At 64.4% G+C, this 14,159-nt stretch carries 13 protein-coding genes, 1 tRNA gene and 1 pseudogene; 12 read left to right on the top strand and 3 right to left on the bottom strand.

Going from position 1 to position 14,159, the window contains the following annotated elements; translation table 11 throughout:
* The first annotated feature begins 1 nt into the window (after nt 1).
* From NRF20_RS26430 to NRF20_RS26440, 3 genes and pseudogenes are all read left to right on the top strand, one after another.
* Nucleotides 2-1,476, top strand: a pseudogene (locus NRF20_RS26430) (ATP-binding protein).
* Nucleotides 1,477-1,936: 460 nt separating this feature from the next.
* The gene (locus tag NRF20_RS26435) at nt 1,937-2,134 is read left to right on the top strand and encodes a helix-turn-helix domain-containing protein (RefSeq protein ID WP_382952693.1); all 198 of its coding nucleotides are present in this window, start codon (nt 1,937-1,939) and stop codon (nt 2,132-2,134) included.
* The gene (locus tag NRF20_RS26440; protein WP_398632608.1) at nt 2,134-3,279 is read left to right on the top strand and encodes a tyrosine-type recombinase/integrase; all 1,146 of its coding nucleotides are present in this window, start codon (nt 2,134-2,136) and stop codon (nt 3,277-3,279) included. Before NRF20_RS26435 ends, NRF20_RS26440 begins: the two co-directional genes overlap by 1 nt.
* 566 nt (nt 3,280-3,845) lie before the next feature.
* Here the strand turns inward: NRF20_RS26440 and NRF20_RS26445 are convergent.
* Complete coding sequence (locus NRF20_RS26445; RefSeq protein ID WP_413753391.1) at nt 3,846-6,563, bottom strand: hypothetical protein; 2,718 nt, start codon at nt 6,561-6,563, stop codon at nt 3,846-3,848.
* A 121-nt stretch (nt 6,564-6,684) separates the two neighbouring features.
* Between NRF20_RS26445 and NRF20_RS26450 the strand changes: the two genes are divergently transcribed.
* Together NRF20_RS26450 and NRF20_RS26455 are read left to right on the top strand one after the other, a co-directional pair.
* Nucleotides 6,685-6,882, top strand: a complete 198-nt coding sequence (locus NRF20_RS26450; protein WP_413753392.1) for a hypothetical protein — start codon at nt 6,685-6,687, stop codon at nt 6,880-6,882.
* 178 nt (nt 6,883-7,060) lie between these two features.
* Nucleotides 7,061-7,146 (top strand) — tRNA-Ser (locus tag NRF20_RS26455).
* A 163-nt stretch (nt 7,147-7,309) separates the two neighbouring features.
* Here the strand turns inward: NRF20_RS26455 and NRF20_RS26460 are convergent.
* A complete protein-coding gene (locus tag NRF20_RS26460; RefSeq protein ID WP_413753393.1) occupies nt 7,310-8,065 on the bottom strand; it encodes a GntR family transcriptional regulator in 756 nt (251 codons plus the stop codon).
* A 78-nt stretch (nt 8,066-8,143) separates the two neighbouring features.
* Between NRF20_RS26460 and NRF20_RS26465 the strand changes: the two genes are divergently transcribed.
* A complete protein-coding gene (locus NRF20_RS26465; RefSeq protein ID WP_413753394.1) occupies nt 8,144-8,422 on the top strand; it encodes a hypothetical protein in 279 nt (92 codons plus the stop codon).
* A gap of 120 nt (nt 8,423-8,542) precedes the next feature.
* On the opposite strand, the gene NRF20_RS26470 is transcribed toward NRF20_RS26465, so the two are convergent.
* Nucleotides 8,543-8,704 (bottom strand): hypothetical protein, encoded by a 162-nt coding sequence (locus NRF20_RS26470; protein ID WP_413753395.1) that lies wholly within the window; start codon nt 8,702-8,704, stop codon nt 8,543-8,545.
* A 241-nt stretch (nt 8,705-8,945) separates the two neighbouring features.
* Between NRF20_RS26470 and NRF20_RS26475 the strand changes: the two genes are divergently transcribed.
* The 6 genes from NRF20_RS26475 to NRF20_RS26500 all read left to right on the top strand — a co-directional run bounded on the left by NRF20_RS26475 (nt 8,946) and on the right by NRF20_RS26500 (nt 14,131).
* Complete coding sequence (locus tag NRF20_RS26475; RefSeq protein WP_413753396.1) at nt 8,946-9,170, top strand: hypothetical protein; 225 nt, start codon at nt 8,946-8,948, stop codon at nt 9,168-9,170.
* Nucleotides 9,167-9,907, top strand: a complete 741-nt coding sequence (locus NRF20_RS26480; protein WP_413753397.1) for a GntR family transcriptional regulator — start codon at nt 9,167-9,169, stop codon at nt 9,905-9,907. Before NRF20_RS26475 ends, NRF20_RS26480 begins: the two co-directional genes overlap by 4 nt.
* Complete coding sequence (locus NRF20_RS26485) at nt 9,904-10,206, top strand: hypothetical protein (protein ID WP_413753398.1); 303 nt, start codon at nt 9,904-9,906, stop codon at nt 10,204-10,206. Before NRF20_RS26480 ends, NRF20_RS26485 begins: the two co-directional genes overlap by 4 nt.
* Before the next feature lie 297 nt (nt 10,207-10,503).
* Complete coding sequence (locus NRF20_RS26490) at nt 10,504-11,709, top strand: dsDNA nuclease domain-containing protein (protein WP_413753399.1); 1,206 nt, start codon at nt 10,504-10,506, stop codon at nt 11,707-11,709.
* Nucleotides 11,709-12,230: a hypothetical protein gene (locus NRF20_RS26495; protein WP_413753400.1), complete on the top strand. Its 522-nt coding sequence runs from the start codon at nt 11,709-11,711 to the stop codon at nt 12,228-12,230. The genes NRF20_RS26490 and NRF20_RS26495 overlap by 1 nt, the downstream gene beginning before the upstream one ends.
* Entirely contained in the window at nt 12,230-14,131 is a 1,902-nt protein-coding gene (locus NRF20_RS26500; protein ID WP_413753401.1) for an AAA family ATPase, read from the top strand. The genes NRF20_RS26495 and NRF20_RS26500 overlap by 1 nt, the downstream gene beginning before the upstream one ends.
* Nucleotides 14,132-14,159 lie beyond the last annotated feature (28 nt).

Raw genomic sequence — 14,159 nt, forward strand, 5'->3', positions numbered from 1 at the left:
CATGTCCGAGGACGAGAAGACCCCGGCCCGTGAGGTCATAACCGAGTACGCGCAGGCTCATTTCCGGTACTTCCGCACCACCGAGGGAACCGTCTACGCCCAGCGGATCGGCCACCCCGTGGCCCGCCCGATCCGCTCCCAAGGCACGACGGCAGCCACCGGCAGGAACTCATGGTCGACCTCTTCAACGACGGGGTCGGCGTCTTCAACGGGACCTCGCTCAAGGAGGCGTTGGACTTGATCGAAGCACTGGCGCTGAGCAAGGACGTGCAGCCCACCCACATCCGCGTCGCCCCCGGGTTCGACGGGGCGACGTGGCTGGACCTGGGCCGCGACGACGGGCAGTCCGTCCGCATCCACCCCACCGGCTGGGACATTCGCATCCCCGACCCGCGCGAGGTGTGCTGGCGGCGCACCCAGCTCACCGGGGAACTGCCCCTGCCCGCCCGCGACACCGACGGCAAGGGCATCGATCTCCTGTTGCGGCTGACGAACTTCGCCACCGCCGAGACCGAGTGCCTGGCCCTCGCCTGGCTCGTCGGCTGCCTCGGCCCGTCCGTGCCCGTCCCCGCCCCCTTCCTCACCGGCCCCCAGGGCGCCGGCAAGTCCACGGCGGGCCGGATGCTGGTACGGATCATCGAGGGCATGACCGGCGACCTGCGCCGCGCCCCGCGTGATGAGGAGAACCTGATCACGGCCGTCGCGGCCGGGTGGGTCACCGCCCTGGACAACCTGTCCCATCTCGCCCCGGACCTGTCCGACCTGATGTGCTGCATCGTCACCGGGGCCGAGAGCATCAAGCGCGCGCTGTTCAGCGACGGCGACGTCGTGCGCTCCCGCTACCGCCGCCCGCTGCTGCTGACCGGCATCGACGTCGGCGTCATCCGCCCCGACCTCGCAGAACGACTCCTGCCCCTGCGCCTGGAACGCCCCACGGTGCGGCGGACCGAGGCCGAGCTGTGGGCGGAGTTCGAGGAGGCTCTGCCCGTCATCCTCGGGTCACTGCTCGACCTCACGGTCAAGGTCCGCGCGGCCGAGGCGGAGACCCCCACGGACCTGAGGATGGCGGACTTCGCGCACCTGTGCGCGCAGCTCGACGCCGCGATGAGTTTCCAGACGCTCAACGCCTACCGGACCAGCCTGGACGACCTCAACGACGACGTCATCGAAGGCGACCTGCTCGCGCAGACCGTCCTCAAGCACGCCGCCACCCTCGACCCGGGCGCAGAGCAGCGCATGACCTCCTCGGAGTGGCTGCACAGCCTCACCGGCCTCTACAGCGGCGACGACTGCCGCCCCCTGCCTAAAGGGTGGCCCACCACCGGCAAAGTCCTCTCGGACCGTCTCAAGCGCCTTCAGCCCACCCTTGCCGCGCGAGGGGTCCTCATCGACTGGGGGCGCACCAGGGAGGGGCGCTACGTCGAAATGACCCGCCGTCCAGTCCCGTCGCCGCACGAGCAGCCCCCGCTGCTCTGACCGGCCCGGCCCGACAAGCAAGAGGAGCACGCCTCCGGCCACGCGGGGGGACGTGCTCCTCTTGCTGTTCGGCGGCTTGCCGCCCAAAGGACGTGCCGCTCCGCGGCTCCGCATTCATGCCTTCAGACGCGCCGCACCACAACAGAAACCGCCCCTTTCTTTTTCCTAAGAAAGGAAGCGCTGCGTCACAGCGTCACCAGACGGCCCGAAACACCCCCTGAGCTGCTGTAACAGGCGTGACGCAGAGCGCTTTCGGCTGCGTCATCCTGCGTCACCTGCGTCACCGGGTGCGTCACCGGTGACGTACGCCTGCGTCACAGATGACGCACCTCCACGCCCCTGCGTCACCACAAAACCCCAGCTCAGGGGTCATGCGTGACGCTGGTGACGCCGTGACGCAGAAATCCGCACCTTGGACAGACACGCGCCCGCTCCCGATGTTCCGCCCTTGGAGGCCGCAGTGAGTTCTGCCCTGCCCACCACTCACCGAGCACTCACCGTCCCGGAAGTTATGGACGCGCTCGCCCTCAGCCGCTTCAAGGTCTACGACCTCATCCGCTCACGTCAGCTCAAGAGCATCAAGATCGGTCGATGCCGCAGGGTGCCCGCTGACGCTCTCCGATCCTTTATCGATCACCAGTTGGAGGACGCTGCCTGATGGCACGCAAGAGGAATCCGAATGGCGCTGGCAGCATCTGGCAGCGCAAGGATGGCCGGTATGAAGGAAGGGTGTACGTTCCTCAGCCCGACGGCACCCGTAAGCGCAAAACCGTCTACGGGTCCACCTGGGATGAGTGCGACACCAAGCGTCAGGAGCTTGTGCGCCGTGACCGTCAGGGCATCCCGACGCCGACCCGGTCCGCCAAGCTCTCGGAATGGCTGCCGTACTGGCTGGAGCACTACATCGAGCCGCGTCGCAAGCTCAGCACCTACGACAAGTACGAGGCACACGTGCGGCTCTACTTGCTCCCCATGCTGGGCACCAAACGGCTGGAGTCGCTGAGCGTCGCCGACGTGCGCCGGTTCATCACCCGGGTACAGACCGCCCAGACGGCCGCGACGGCGAAGGAAGCGCACCGGGTGCTGCGGACCGCGCTCACGGCTGCGGTCCGAGAGGAGCTGATCGCCCGGAACGTCGCATCACTGGTCGAGCCGCCGCGCGTGAAACAGCGCGAGATCAACCCGTGGTCCCTGAAAGAGACCCTGTCCTTCCTTGAGGCCGCGCGCCGAGACCCGCTGTACGCCGCGTTCATGCTGGCCATCTGCATGGGTCTCCGGCGCGGCGAACTGGTGGGCCTGCGCTGGTCCGACGTGGACCTGGACAACCGGGTGCTGCACGTCCGCCACCAGACCCAGCGCCGCCGGGGAACGCTCTACGACGACGACCCCAAGAGCCGTCGCCGCAGGGTCGTCCCGATGCCCGCCCTGTGCGTCGCACCGCTGCGCTGGCACCGGCTGAGGCAGCGGGAGACGTTCGCCGATACGGGCGTCGTCTGGTCCGAGGGCGGCTACATCTTCGCGATGAGGAACGGTCGGCCGGTGGAGCCGCGGAACGTCTACCGCTCGTTCACGCGGGTCGCTGCCGGTGCCGGTCTGCGGGTGGTCCGGCTGCACGATGCCCGGCACGGCTGCGCCACGCTGCTGACGGCGGCCGGCGTCGCGCCGAGGGTCATCATGGAGATTCTCGGACACAGCCAGATCAGCATCACGATGGACGTCTACACCCACGTCGTCCACGACACCCAGCGGGAGGCGATCAGCCACATGGACCGCCTGCTCAAGCGCCGCCTGCCGGGCGCCTGAGGCACGACTGCCGTCAAATGGTGCCGTCAAAAAGGCCCGGACCATGATCGGTCCGGGCCTTTCCCCTGGTGCCCCCGGCAGGATTCGAACCTGCGACACCCGCTTTAGGAGTTCGATCCGAGGCCGTTCCGGCTTCTGCCGTCGACTGGTGCGACGGCCGGAGAGGGGCGCTGGCGTACGCCCCCGTCCGGCGTCGTTGATGTCAGCCGTGGATGTCAGAAGCCTTCTGATCCGTAGCTCTAGACGGATCGGTCAGCAACGGCCATACCGGCCGCTACGAGGCCCCGGAGAGACGGTAGCGGACGGGGGTGGGTGATGTGGTTGCGGTACGCCGCTGCTGTACCGCCGCTCCCATCCGGCCGAGCGGTACCCACGCAGAGCGATGCCCTTCGTCACGCTCGGAAGCGCCCCGACGTACCCCACGCCACGCGCCGCGAACACGTGGTGCGGGCTGTCGGCGGTGCCGTTCAGCGGCACAGAGCACTGAGGTGCCTCGCCCGCACAGAGTGGCGAGCGTGGGCGGCGTTGATCTGAGTGAAGAGAGCGTCTGGCTGTCACTGAGCGAGTCACTGCCATCGGGATGTTGGCGTGCCATCGGGATCAAGTCCGAAAGGCCAGCGCGCTGTTAGTAGATGCTCACCTAGGGCGTGTGCATGGCCGGCATCGGCGGCTTGGCGGGCCAGGGCTTGTGCCTCCATAAGGTCTCCGGCCCTTTCGCGGAAGGAAACCAGGCGTGCTAGAGGATTCGGAACACCAGCGTCGGCGGATTGCCAGGCCAGGGCTTCAGCCGCGTTGCGGTCTCCCGCTTCCTCCCGCCAGACAGCCAGGACGTCCAGGGCGTACACATCGCCAGCGTCGGCGCCTTGCTGGATCAATGCTGCGGCTCTCTCCTGGTCCGTGTCCCTTTGCCCTTGCATGGCCTGGAAACCCAGCCACGTCAGTGCGTTCGGATTGCCGGCGGAGGCTTCCCGAGCTAGGGTCTCGGCCCCCTCGTGGTCTCCTGCTGCGTCTCGCTGGGCAGCCAGGAGTGTCAGGGCGTTCCAGTTACCGGCGTCAGCGGCTTGCCGAGCCAGGGCTTCCGCCCGCTCACGGTCTCCTGCTTCCTCTCGCCGGAAGACCAGCGCTTCCAGAAATGTCGAATCACGTTCGGCGGCTTGCCGGGCCAGTGCCTCGGCGTTCTCCGGGTATCCGGCTTCCTCATGCCGACGAGCCAGGAGCAAAAGAGCTCGTGGATCTCCTGCGTCGGCGGCTTGCCGGGCCAGGACCTCGGCCCCTTCATGGTCTCCCGCTTCCTCGCACCAGCCGACCAGGAGCCTCAGGCCTTCTGTGTCGCCTGCCTCGGCGGCTTGCCGGGCCAGGGTTTCGGCCTCCTCATGATCTCCGGCTTTCCTGTGCCAGTTGGCCAGCAGTAACAGAGCCTGTGGCTCGCCTGCGTCGGCGGCTTGCTGGACCAGGGTTTCGGCCCCTTCATGGTCGCCGGCTTCCCTGCGCCAGTCGGCCAGAATTCTCCAGGCCGACGGATGGTCTGCGTCGGCGGCTTGCTGGACCAGGGTTTCGGCCCCTTCATGGTCTCCCGCTTCCCTGCGCCAGTCGGCCAGGAGGCTGAGGACATGTGGGTTGCCTGCGTCGAAAGCCTGCCGTAGCAGGACTTCGGCTTCCTGGCGGTTTCCGGCATTCGCTAGCCATATGGCCAGGGAGGCAAGAGCCCGCGGGTCGTCTGCATCGGTGACCTGCCGCATCAGAGACTCGGCTTCCTGGTGTTTTCCGGCCTCCTTCAGCCACGTGACCAGGGTTTGATGGGCGTTCGGATGGCCGACGTCGACGGCCCGGCGCGTGAGGTGGTGCGCCCACTGCAGGCGGTATCGGGCATGGGCTGCACGGGCGACGTTGTCCAGGTCATCTGGGTTCGTGAGGTGAGCGTGTGCCGCCTGCCAGAACGAGGCGGGTGGGCACGCCAGGCGTCGGGTCTCACGCCCGTGCTGTTCGAGGTAGTCGGCCAACCGGAACACCGGACCCGGATGAGAGCCGGGTAGCACCACTGAGTGCAGCGTGTCCGACGGGCGGACGGTGACGCGGCGCAAGGGGGCCTGTTTGCCATGGACTTGTTCGGCCAGTTCGGCGAACGCGGCTTGCGCCCAGCCATCGGTCAGGTTGTCGTAATCGGTGTCGGTGAGGTAGCCGGTTGCGGCGTCGATGAGGAAGGCCTGAGGCAGATGCAGGCCGACACGGAGCCTGCGTGCATCCATCGCTGCTTGTAGCAATGCCCGAGCCGCAGGGGAGCCGTTTTCATAGCGACGCAGCAGCTCGGGGGCACCTGCCAGATCCTGAGTTATGCGCCCATGGGTATCGGCTCGTGTAAGAGCGTCCGCCAGCAGCTGGTCGCCGCCCTGTGCAAGTCGAGTTGCGGCGGCCAGCGACTCTGCATCGAAACCCTCTGGAACGCTTACGGTGCGTCCGGCCAGGAGTTCTCGTGCCCGGCTGTACGGGTCCGGCCGGCCGGTTGCGGGCAGGGCGGTGTACTCACGGGCGTACTCGGGCCAAAGGGTGCCCAACACCAGGACAGGCGTCCGCGCTTCATCGGTGAGCAGCGCGTGCAGTGCGGCAGCGATCTGCTCACCCACATGCGCATCGCCGAGATAGTGCTGGGCCTCGTTGAGCCAAATCACGGTCCGTGGCCAGACGAACGAGAGTTCCTTGAGCGCAGCTTCCGCGCGCGTGGGGTCGAAAGGATGCCACAGCTTCCACCCGGCACGGGCCAGCGGCCTGATGGCTTCCCAGCAAGCCCGGGTCTTGCCGGTTGATGAGGTTCCGGACAGGACCACCATGCAGCTCCGGCCCGCTTGAACCTGCCGCACCGCTTCGGCCAGAGTTCGGTCATGCTCCCGCGGTACGTAGCTTGGCAGTTGCTGCTGCCTGGGCAAGTCGGCCTCGCACGCAGCCGTGCCGGCAGGATGAACCTCCAGGTCATGAGGCTCCCACTGGTCAATAGGCCGACCAGGTCCCGGTTCCTTCTCGTTGGTCGGTTCAGCCTCTTCAATCACGGCAGTCCGCCGAAGTTTCAGTAACTCCTCCGCCGGCCGACCCAGAGCCATAGCAAGTGCGGCCAGTGTCCTGGCCGACGGCACCGGCCCATCAGGCTGAAACGCCTCCGACACGGTCGTCCGCCCCATGCCCGTACGGCGGGCGAGCTGTGTCTTGTCCAGCCCGGAAGTGGCCAGCCAGTCGCTCAGGCGCCGGCGTAGCTCGGTGAGAGCCACATCCGGCTTGCGCTGCTTGTCGTGCACCTGTGCCCCCACACCTTTGAGTGTTCGCCGGTGTGCATCTTCGTCCGCTGCGCACCCCGGCGTACGTCGTTTCCGCGACCTTCGATGGCGTCAACGGTCCATCGCCTACAAGGAGGCTGGCATGTCCGTCGCCGTCGTTCTGCTCACTGCCGCACTTGCGGTCGTCTTCGCGCTGATCGCCGCTGCCGGTGCGGGCAAGCTTGCCCGCCTGGACGGAGCAAGCTACCCCACCGCCGTCAAGCAGGCAGCCGGCGCGTTCGCGGCGGTGGTCACACTCGCGGCCGCTCTAACAGCCGCCTTTGCGGCCGTATTCATCTGATCTGCAGGCGCTCAGGAACGGATCGCGGTGGTGCGGGTCAACACCGACCTGTCTCCGTGGGACCCTGGTCGCAGTCCCTTCCATCGGCCCGTTTCCGGAGCTGACGGGCCAGCGCCCCGGCGGGTGGTCGCGGCCGGTAGGTTGGTGCCCCCTCCGCAGCAGGTGAGGCGGGGCGGGAGTGGGTTGCCCGAGCGGCCTAGGGGAACGGTCTTGAAAACCGTCGTGGCGGCGACGTCACCGTGGGTTCAAATCCCACACCCACCGCAGATGGAAGGCCCCTGACCAGGCAACCTGGTCGGGGGCCGCTTCCGTGTCCGCTCCCCGCCGGGCACCGTTCTTCCCCCTGGTTTCCCGCTCTATCGGGCACGGAAGGGGCACGCCTGGGCACGGCTTCAGGAGATTCAACAGGCTGCGAGCTGTCCGCCCGCTAACGGCTGATCGGGATCTCGTAGACGATCTCGCAGTGCGCTGCGGGCACGACGATGTCCGCCGTCTCCACGGGTCGGCCCTGATCGCTGTAGTACGTCCGCCGGATGTGCGTCACGAGTGCAGCCTTCTGGATCCCGAGTAGCGACGCCTCCTCGGCGGTCGCCTGCCTCGGCTCCGGCTGCTCCACCGCATGGCTGACGGTCACTCCGATCACGGCCATGCGGTTTACGACACCCGCCCCGGCGTGCGGCCCTCCCTCGGGGAGGACGACGAGTGTGCCGCCGGTGAGGTCGTAGGGTTCCCAGCTTGTCGACAGCTGCACCGGCCTGCCGTCCGCCAGGAACTCGTACGTCGTCCGCACGCACAGCTCGCCCTCGGCAGTCCCGAGCCGAGCGGCGATCTCCGCCGGGGCCAGCACCTTCGCGTCGGTCCGGCTCTCCCAATCGCCCTGCCTGCCAAGGGCCTTCATGTCCTCGCGGAACGGGGATCCGCCGGGCTGCTCGCGCGCCGATGACCGGACGACCCGCACGCGCTGCCGGGACTCGGCGACATACGTGCCCGATCCGGCCCTGCCTTCCAGCACTCCCTGGGAGATCAGCAACTCCTGTGCCCGGCGCACCACGTTCTCGCCCACGCCGCACTCCTGGCCGATCTGGGCGCGGGAGGGGAGGCGGTCTCCCGGTCCCCAGACGTGCTCCGCGATGCGCCGCCGGAGTTCGTCGGCGATGCGGAGATACGGCGGTTGCTCAGACATATGGAAAATCTAGTCCACTAGCTCTAACCTAGTTAACTAACTTCACTGAAAGTGACAGCTGGTGACGGAGGCTGCCCTGTGCCCGCTTCGGGAGTGACCGCGGCGGCCCTCGCTGCCCGTTTGTCCGCCGCTGGGCTCCTCGCGCGTGTGGAGGAGCACACCCGGTTCACGACGGTCGAGGCGGAAGTGCCGGAAACGCTCTCCGCCGAGTCATGGCGGGAGGTTCTGGACGTGGTGGCCGAGGCCGATCGATTTGGGCTCCTGGCCACCAGCTTGAACGGCCGCACCTTATGGGCGGTCGTACGCAAAACGGTCCCCACGACGGGCGATGTCGGGGGACCGGGCTATCAGCGATAGGAGCTGAACAGCGTGCTCAACCGTATCCGCCGTGCCGCCTCGCTTGCCAGAGAGCGGTGCTTCCCCAAGGGTCGGCATCGTCGCCCCCTAACGCCCTCCCGGCCGCTGGCCCCTGCCGCCTCAGCCGTGTCCGCTGACGCGTCGGCCGTCGTCCTGGGCCAGGCTTCCGCCGGTGCGGTGCACCGTCACCCGCTGAGAGGTGAGGACGTCGCGCTTGTCCGGCCGTACCTGCTGGCGTGGGAAGAGCGTGTACGGACGCGCGCGGTGGTCATCGTCCCTCATCTGCCGGCCGATGCCTGGTCGGCCCTCGTGGGGGCCTGCTGATGCCTCCTCGTCGACAGCCGCACTCTACGGACGCCGCTTCCGTCTCCTACCGCTCGATCGCGTGCTGGATCGGCACGCACCACTCCTGCATTGAGTCGTCCCCGGGTTTGGCGCCGACCGCCGTACCGGTGATCTACGAGGTGTGCGACTGCCCGTGCCACCCGACCCCCGACCCGTCTGTGCCCATGGAGGTGACGGCGTGAGGGACCGAGCCCTCGGAGGTGCGCTGGTTTCCCCCGTCGAGGTCACCGCGGCCACGGTGCAGCGCGGCGACATCATCCAACTCGGAGGCCGAGCTTGCCGGGTGAGAGACCTTCTCCAGCTCCCCCAGGGGGCCAAGCAACTGGTCTTCGAGTCGGGGGAGCTGCTGGCCATACACACGCGTACCCGGCTCGTCGCCCTGCGACTGCTGAGAAGGCGGTGACCGGCGCCGTGCCCTCTCGTCACCACGACATCGCCGACGACCTTCGCCACCAGATCACGACCGGCCGCATCAAGCCCGGCGAGCGCCTGCCGTCCGAAGTCGGCCTGGCGGACCGGTACAAGGTCAGCACAGTGACCCTGCGACGTGCCCTCGCCGTACTCCAGGGCGAAGGGCTTGTCGAGAAGATCCACGGCAAGGGGAACTACGTCCGTCGCCCTCGCCGCAAGATCATGTACGTCGGCGGCTGGGGCACGCTGGACCCCTGGACCGCGGCACAGCCAACGTTGCGCGTCACGGTTCGCAGCACCACGGTTCCGGCCTCCGTGCATCTGACGACGTTGCTGAGGGTGCCAACGGGCAGCCCCCTCGCGGAGTACTCCTGCCTCAGCCTCGAACAAGGGGTGCCGCACGGCCTGGCCCGCATCTACATCCCGCGCGACCTGGCCCCGGCCGGGCTCGACGACGACTCCGTGTCCCGGGAGGCGGTCACGAGATTCGCTGTCCTCGGCCCGTCGCCGGCCATCGTCCGTGAGACGGTCTGCGCCCGATCCCCCACCCCGGATGAAGCCTCGGCCCTCCGGATCGGATCTACCGCGGCAGTCCTCGCGATCACCCGTATCGCCACTGACTCCACCGGCCGCGTTATCGAAGCCGCACTTCTGGCTTTCCCAGGAGACCGCGTCGACGCCGTTTTCAACGCCCACCACGTGCTCGACGAGAGGCAGACCCAAGGATGACAGCACCGAACGAACTGCGGCTTCTCCCGTGGTCGGGCCCTGAGGACAAACCCTGCTACCTGAGCACGGACGACCCGGGTGGCTACATGTCCCGCCTGGCAGACAACATCGAAGCGGTCCAACTCGCCACGGCTGCGGAACTGTTGGAAGAGGCCTCGGGAGCCCTCGACAACGAGGAAGCAGACCGGGATAACCTGCGCCGCCTGGGCCACGACCTTACGGGTGCTCTGAGGGACGTGCTCCGGGTCGCGGTCAGCCGTGGTCATCTTCTGGCGGCGAGCGAATCTCACTCAATCTGAGAAGCGGTGGCGCGATGACGCCAGCCGACGACAGCCTCCTGCTGTGTGGGGAGGGGAACCCGACCGCAGAGCCGGGCTTCCCCTCCCCGTTGCGCTCTGTCGGTCCGGCTAGGCGCTGCGGACCTGAGCAGTGGGCAGACCTCATCGGTTCGAAACAGGGAGAGGACTACACCTTCGCGCCAGGCTGGCCGGATCGCCTCCAGCCTCCGGCATAACTGACTTTCCCTGCACAGACCCCTAGCACTTGCTTAGAGTGATCACATAACTTCAGGGGAGCGAGACACGCAAGGGGGGGCCTTGGACGTACCGTGGGAACTTTTGCACGAGCCCGAGGAAGACAGCGGTAGCGATACAGCTGACAGGTATGAGTACCAGTACCAGGTGGCGGCTCGGCACTGCTTCGAGTTCGATCGTGGTGAACTGCAATGGGTAATTTGCGAGTGGCACACAGACTATATCCTCTCCCTGAGCGGCAACCGCTACGTCCTCGTAAGCGTTAAGCACAGGGAACTCAATCAAGGTCTCTGGACTATCAACCGCCTGTGCGACGACGGCGGACTAAAGACGCTGTGCGCTAGGTGGCGCGAGTGCCGAACACCGTACCAAACGCGCCTAGCTACTAATGGCGCCCTAGATCGTGACGCAAAGCGGCTTTCCCAGGCCTGCGCGCGATCAGAGCTTCCAGCTCTTCGAGAGTTCGCGCGAGATTTCTTCGTCAAATTGGGGTGCCAAAGTGCTGACGAAGCCTTGCAATTTCTGCTATCTCTGCGGATTGAGTCCGAGTTGCCGCCACGTAAGTATATTCGGGCGGAAAACATCGAGGCCTACGCAAGGCCGCTGCTGGCGCGCTCTAAGGATAGGCGTCTTGAGAGCTCAAACGTTTATGACGCCGTCGTAGACGTCGTTCGGCAGGCAGCTAGAGCGGTGGATAATAAGCGGCCGCGGGCGTGGACAATATCACGATTTGACTCGCTGGACTCAAACATTCTCCTAGAGGAGAATGTAAAAAAACGCACGATCAATGCCGCGCGTGTCGCCGCTAGTATCGAACTGGTTCCTCGCTCCGGCCCCGCCCTCCTTCAAATCGACAACGACTCGGAAATGACAGCCGAGAGTCGCCTTTCCAAAAAACTCAGGCATGGTGGCATCGGCGAGACTGGGATCCAATCGGCGCGCAGAACACGACGTTCTTGGGCTACTTTCGAGGCGCAGTACAGCAGCCCCATCCCGCACGATGGTGACCTGGTCGATGACTTGAAGACTCGGGTGCTGCACGAAGCGGCTATGGCCGAAGCCGAGAGCTTCACGGAGAGCGCTCCATACGGACGTAATATGCTGGCGATTCTTCATAATAAATTGACGCCAGACGGAATTGGTGCTGCTCCTGGGATCCCCCTTGACCGTCTGCACCTTATGGGGCTCGCGTATCAATTGACTGACGAATGTCAGGTTTGGTGGTCCCCGGAGTTCGATGTTGACAGTGACGGCGAGGTGGGAGTCTAGTGCGTGCCGATGAAAGTATGGAATACCACCTTGCGCGTCTCCTGATTCTACTTTCTAGCTTCGGTGCACCTGGCTCGAAAGGTCTTGATGGGCTAACCAAGTTAGCCAAGCTCGATTTCCTGTTGCGCTATCCCAGCTTCACCGACCGACTGCTCTCCTTGAGAAATGCCAGCTGGCCCCTTGGATGTGAACCGACAGATGATGAGCTCGAAGCCGTAGAAAGCCAGTCGATTAGGTACAAGTACGGCCCCTGGGACAATCGATATTACCCTCTTCTCGGTAGGCTCGTAGGATACGGGTTGGCGGAGACCGTCAAGGGGCGCGAAACCGTAGCGATCCGGCTTACCTCAAAAGGTGCCGCCTTGGCCGATCAGCTTGCACGGAGCGAAGAATGGCAAGTTACGGCCGGCCGCTCCGAAATGTTGAGCAGCAAGTTCAACCTGCAGGGCACTCGATTACGGAAGATGATTTACGAATCTCTCCCTGAGGCTACCGAAACCTCGTCCCTAGGAGGGATCTAGTGGGGTCTTCAATCCGGATCAACCTGGTCACGGTCAAGACTGAAAATGAGCAAGCCGCATACTCTTTCGAACAGCCAGTCACCTTCATCACAGGCAGTATCGGGGTTGGCAAGAGCAGCCTGCTAGAGCTCCTAAAATACGGGCTCGGCGGCACGGCAAATCTCATGCCAGCCATTCGAAACAACGTGAGATTTGTCGAGGTTGAGGCTTCATTCCAAGGTCACAATTACCGCTTCATCCGCGAGATGGGCGAGACCACCCTCGATGTAGTCGACACAGAAACTGGCGAAATTATTGGTCCTTGGTCAGTGACTAATCGAAAGTATATGAGCAAGGCCAGTCAGGAACTGCTGGGGTTGCTTGGGCTACCCGCCGACCTGCGTATCCCCAAGCGAAGAGTCAAGCCAACAAGCGACACTGTCGGCATCAGTTTCTTCGATCTGTATAAGTATATCTACCTTGGGCAAAATGGGATTGACACCAGTGTCGTGGGGCACACAGACAGGAATTTGGACAATAAGCGCCGTGCAGTCTTCGAGCTACTGTATGGCTTGAACTCACCTGAACTTATTGATCTGGCGGTCCAGAGGGGGAAATGGCTAGACCGCGAAAAGCACCTGACCGCCAGCGCTGAAGCCGTCAAGGACTTCCTCAATCAGGCGAATGAGCCCTCCCCGGATCAACTTAGGGCGCAGGAAGTTGAGGCCCAGGGGGATCTGGAATCCGCCCACGAAATGCTCCAAGCGGTTCGAACCGAGAGTGAGGCGCTACTCAGTTCTCAGCGTGAAATTCGGAACCGTGTTGGTTCGCTGCGGTCGAGGCTAAGTGAACTTTCCGCCTTTCGTGATATCACTGCCGGCGACGTACATAAAAGCGAGTCACTTCTGGCTCAGCTGCGCCTTGAGCAACAGGCTATGCAACGGGTAGAGGTGGCACATACCGCGCTTAGTGGCCTCGAATTCTCGGCGTGTCCTCGCTGCTTGCAGGAAGTAGCGCACCGGAGCGTACCTGATGACCATTGCCTGCTTTGCATGCAACCAGAGAGCGTAACGGAGCGCAGCGGAACCGGAGAGCTAAAGCGTCTTTCGGGCCAGATTATCGAAACCCAGGCCCTGCTGTTTCAGGACACGAATGCTTTGAATTCCTGGACGGCAGAAATTCGCCGCGTCGAACGGCAACTGGCCGAGCTGACAATAGAGTTGGAACGTAGCTCATCGGAATTGATCAGTCCCCAACTCGAAGAAGTCCAATCACTCTCTATGCGCATCGCTCGCCTCGAAGCGAAACTGGAGCAATTGGAGGCCTCAAGTGCAAGGTGGAGTAACTACAGTTCCACCCTGGAGGAAGCTGGGGCTGCGGCAAGTGAGGCCGCTTTGGTGGGAGAAGCGGAAGCAGATTTGCAGGCGACGCTAACGGAGAACCGGACCCGAGTCTCTGACCTGTCGCGCGTATTCAATGCTACGGTCAGAGACCTGCGACTTCCGTGGTATCGAAGTGCTGGCATCGATCCCGAAAACTATATGCCGGTAGTGAATGGTGAACACTTCGAGGATCTTTCTGTTGGAGGGGCACGTAAAACTATCGTAAATCTGGCCTACCACCTCGCTAATCTTCAGTATTCAATTCTGCATGACGAGGTCGCATATCCTACTCTACTTATTGTGGATAGCCCACGGAAAAATGTAGGTCAGACCGAAGAAGACATCGCAGTCGGTCGCCAAACCTATCTGACTTTCCTGCGTCTGCAAGCTGAACATGGCGACGCGTTTCAAGTTATTGTTGCCGACAATAGTATTCCCGGGGACCTTCCACTTGAATATTCGGAGCTGCATTTCACATACGATGCTCCTGTGGTGCCGGGTGTTCCGCACCCTGGCGAAAGCGTAGAGAGGGTCAGCTAACGAAAGGTCGGCGGAGCGGGTTTGGCCG

This window comes from Streptomyces sp. R-74717, assembly GCF_047305335.1.
In the GTDB taxonomy this organism is placed as follows: Bacteria; Actinomycetota; Actinomycetes; order Streptomycetales; family Streptomycetaceae; genus Streptomyces; species Streptomyces atratus.

Excerpts from the sequence above, each read along its gene's own strand:
- NRF20_RS26440 (WP_398632608.1), top strand. The coding sequence starts at position 2,134 with ATGGCACGCAAGAGGAATCCGAATGGCGCTGGCAGCATCTGGCAGCGC.
- NRF20_RS26450 (WP_413753392.1), top strand. The coding sequence starts at position 6,685 with ATGTCCGTCGCCGTCGTTCTGCTCACTGCCGCACTTGCGGTCGTCTTC.
- NRF20_RS26460 (WP_413753393.1), bottom strand. The coding sequence starts at position 8,065 with ATGTCTGAGCAACCGCCGTATCTCCGCATCGCCGACGAACTCCGGCGG.
- NRF20_RS26470 (WP_413753395.1), bottom strand. The coding sequence starts at position 8,704 with ATGAGGGACGATGACCACCGCGCGCGTCCGTACACGCTCTTCCCACGC.
- NRF20_RS26485 (WP_413753398.1), top strand. The coding sequence starts at position 9,904 with ATGACAGCACCGAACGAACTGCGGCTTCTCCCGTGGTCGGGCCCTGAG.